2 protein-coding genes are annotated in these 2,328 nt (G+C 49.0%); both read right to left on the reverse strand.

Annotated features, from left to right (window positions below; genetic code table 11):
* Window positions 1-193 precede the first annotated feature (193 nt).
* Window positions 194-1,426, reverse strand: a complete 1,233-nt coding sequence (locus tag B5F35_RS17935) for a tyrosine-type recombinase/integrase (protein WP_087243033.1) — start codon at window positions 1,424-1,426, stop codon at window positions 194-196.
* Window positions 1,427-1,491: 65 nt separating this feature from the next.
* Window positions 1,492-1,728, reverse strand: a complete 237-nt coding sequence (locus B5F35_RS17940; protein WP_087243035.1) for a DNA-binding protein — start codon at window positions 1,726-1,728, stop codon at window positions 1,492-1,494.
* Window positions 1,729-2,328: the final 600 nt, after the last annotated feature.

A 2,328-nucleotide genomic window follows, 5' to 3' on the forward strand; every position in this document is an offset into this window, starting at 1 on the left:
GAATGACCGCCATCCGGCACCGGATGGCGCATGGCGCTCCAGATTGCGCGAAAATACGCCTGACATTTCGCTCCTTTTTCCCTTTGGGTTCTTGTTTACAAACCAAAAACCTGCTCTGGCTTGATTGCCGGAGCAGGTTTTTCTACAAGCTGGGGCGAGGAAGATTCCTCGCCCTTATCTCACTTTCTATATTTTATTGTGCTGCCACATTTACATCTGCATCCCATTTGGCAAACGCGCTGTCCAAAATTCCTGCCAGTTGGTCTGGTCGGTTGTACTTTACCTTTGCGTAAATGTCCATCGTAATTCTGCTGCTCTCATGGCCGGCCAGATACTGAACTGTTTTCGGATCAACCGAAGAATGAATCAGATTTGTGATGTAGGTATGCCTGAGCATATGGGGCGTGGCATCAAAATCCAGACTGTAAACCACCTTGCCATTATGGGCCGCCTTTTCTCCAAGAACCGGCTTGACTGTATGTTTTACACGCTTACCATCTTCGTACCGATAATATGACCGTTCCTTAACACTCCGAGTAACAATGTACTGCCACAGTCGCTTGAATTGTGTGTAGGACAGCGGCTCTCCGTCCCGATTGGCAACCACATAGTCTGAAGTGGATTTTTTCTTTGCCTCTTTCAAACATTCGGCTAAACAATCCGGGAGAGGGATATTTCTCTCCGCAGCCTTTGTCTTTAGCTCTGTCAGAATAACCGGTCTGTTATGTTCTGTATGCCATGCCCGCCGCACCGTCAAATATGGAGCGTCCGTGTCCAAATACACCGAATCCCATTGCAGTGCCAGAATTTCCTCACGCCGCAATCCTGCATACAAGCCAAGCATCACAAACACATAGGGCGGCAACCCGCGGATGGCGTCCAAAAGCCGTTCTACCTGTTCATCTGTCAAAGCCCGACGCTCCTCCTGCGGAACACCGCCGCCCTTTGCTTTGAGATAGATAGTCGGGTTTGTATCAATCACATGGCTTTCCTTTGCGGCCCGAAAGATTGATTTATAGAGAATCACCACGGACTTGTAAACCGATGCAGATTTCTTGGAAACCGGGATGAGCGCCACCTGGATGTCATCCAATGTCACCTCCGCCATCCGTTTATCGCCCAGCTCCTTGATAATGTGACGCCGCACTTTGGATGTATAATCCGTCAGAGTAGTGGCACGCACATGGACGGACTGCATCAGCAGCCACTTTTCGCAATACTCGGCAACCGTAGGAGATTTACGCCGGAACGTGGCATTGTCGATCTGCTCAAGAGCTGCCATTTCCTTTTCGTAAACTTCCTCGCGGGTTTTACCATAAAGAATAATCCGTTTGCCGTCTGCGTCCTCAACGTCTGTTTTGTAATACTCATAGCCGTTTACCTGAACCTTGCTGTATCTGGGAATTCGCTTTCTTTTTGTAGCCATTTTCTCCACCTCCGAAAAATAGTATCAATGCTGCATCTTGGTTTTATCAGAACTGCTCTATTTCCTCAAAGGTGCGATTTGCTTCCTCGCACATTGCGATAGGTTTCTTTCTTTTCCACCGGTTTTGCCCGATGGGTGCATTTTGCGATATACTCCTGAAGGCCCGTATCTGTAAAGTACACGCAGCCGTTCTGCACATACTGAACATAGGAAATCAGACCGCTGTTACGCGCTGCGTCTAAAGTTGCAATGCTGATTCCCAGTAATTTTGCAGCCTCTTTTCGAGAAATCAATTTTTCCATAGGTGTTCCCCCTTTCTGTCAAGGATGTGGTTGTGGCTTTCAAAATCACATGAATGCGCTGGCAACCGAAGCTGCCAGCGCATGGTATCTGACTTTGAAAAGAAAGCAGTACCCACATTACGATCTGCTGTTGCTAACAGTAAATGGATACTGCTTCTTTAATCTGATCGGTTGTTTTTCGCCACATTTGCCACGCACCCTTGACGATAGGGACATCCTTGGTCTCCGCTGGTGCGGCTGTCATAACTCCACAGCGTCGTTTTGCTCATGTTGCTCGTGCGCCGCAGGGTTCTCCCCAAGTCTTTAGGAGGCCGTGAGGAAGTATCTTTAAGCCCCCATGCAGTCACCGCGCCCCAGAATACCACCTCTAGGTCTCAGGCTTGCGTTGATCGCTCAGGACAGCCGATTCATCACCTCCTTGGCTTGTCCTTCTTGGCGGCGCGCCTGATTCGCTCGTACATGGGTTATGTGCCAGAAATGCCGTATATGTAATTTTCAACGCCTCATGAAATGCCATCACAGCTGAGAATGAAAATAAAGGCAGTGCATAGGACGGCGGCATCTGCTACACTAAAGTCAGCAGGCGTAGTCCGGTTGCAC

The sequence above is a fragment of the Anaeromassilibacillus sp. An200 genome, assembly GCF_002160025.1.
Lineage (GTDB): Bacteria > Bacillota > Clostridia > Oscillospirales > Acutalibacteraceae > Caccousia > Caccousia stercoris.

Excerpts from the sequence above, each read along its gene's own strand:
- B5F35_RS17940 (WP_087243035.1), bottom strand. The coding sequence starts at position 1,728 with ATGGAAAAATTGATTTCTCGAAAAGAGGCTGCAAAATTACTGGGAATC.
- B5F35_RS17935 (WP_087243033.1), bottom strand. The coding sequence starts at position 1,426 with ATGGCTACAAAAAGAAAGCGAATTCCCAGATACAGCAAGGTTCAGGTA.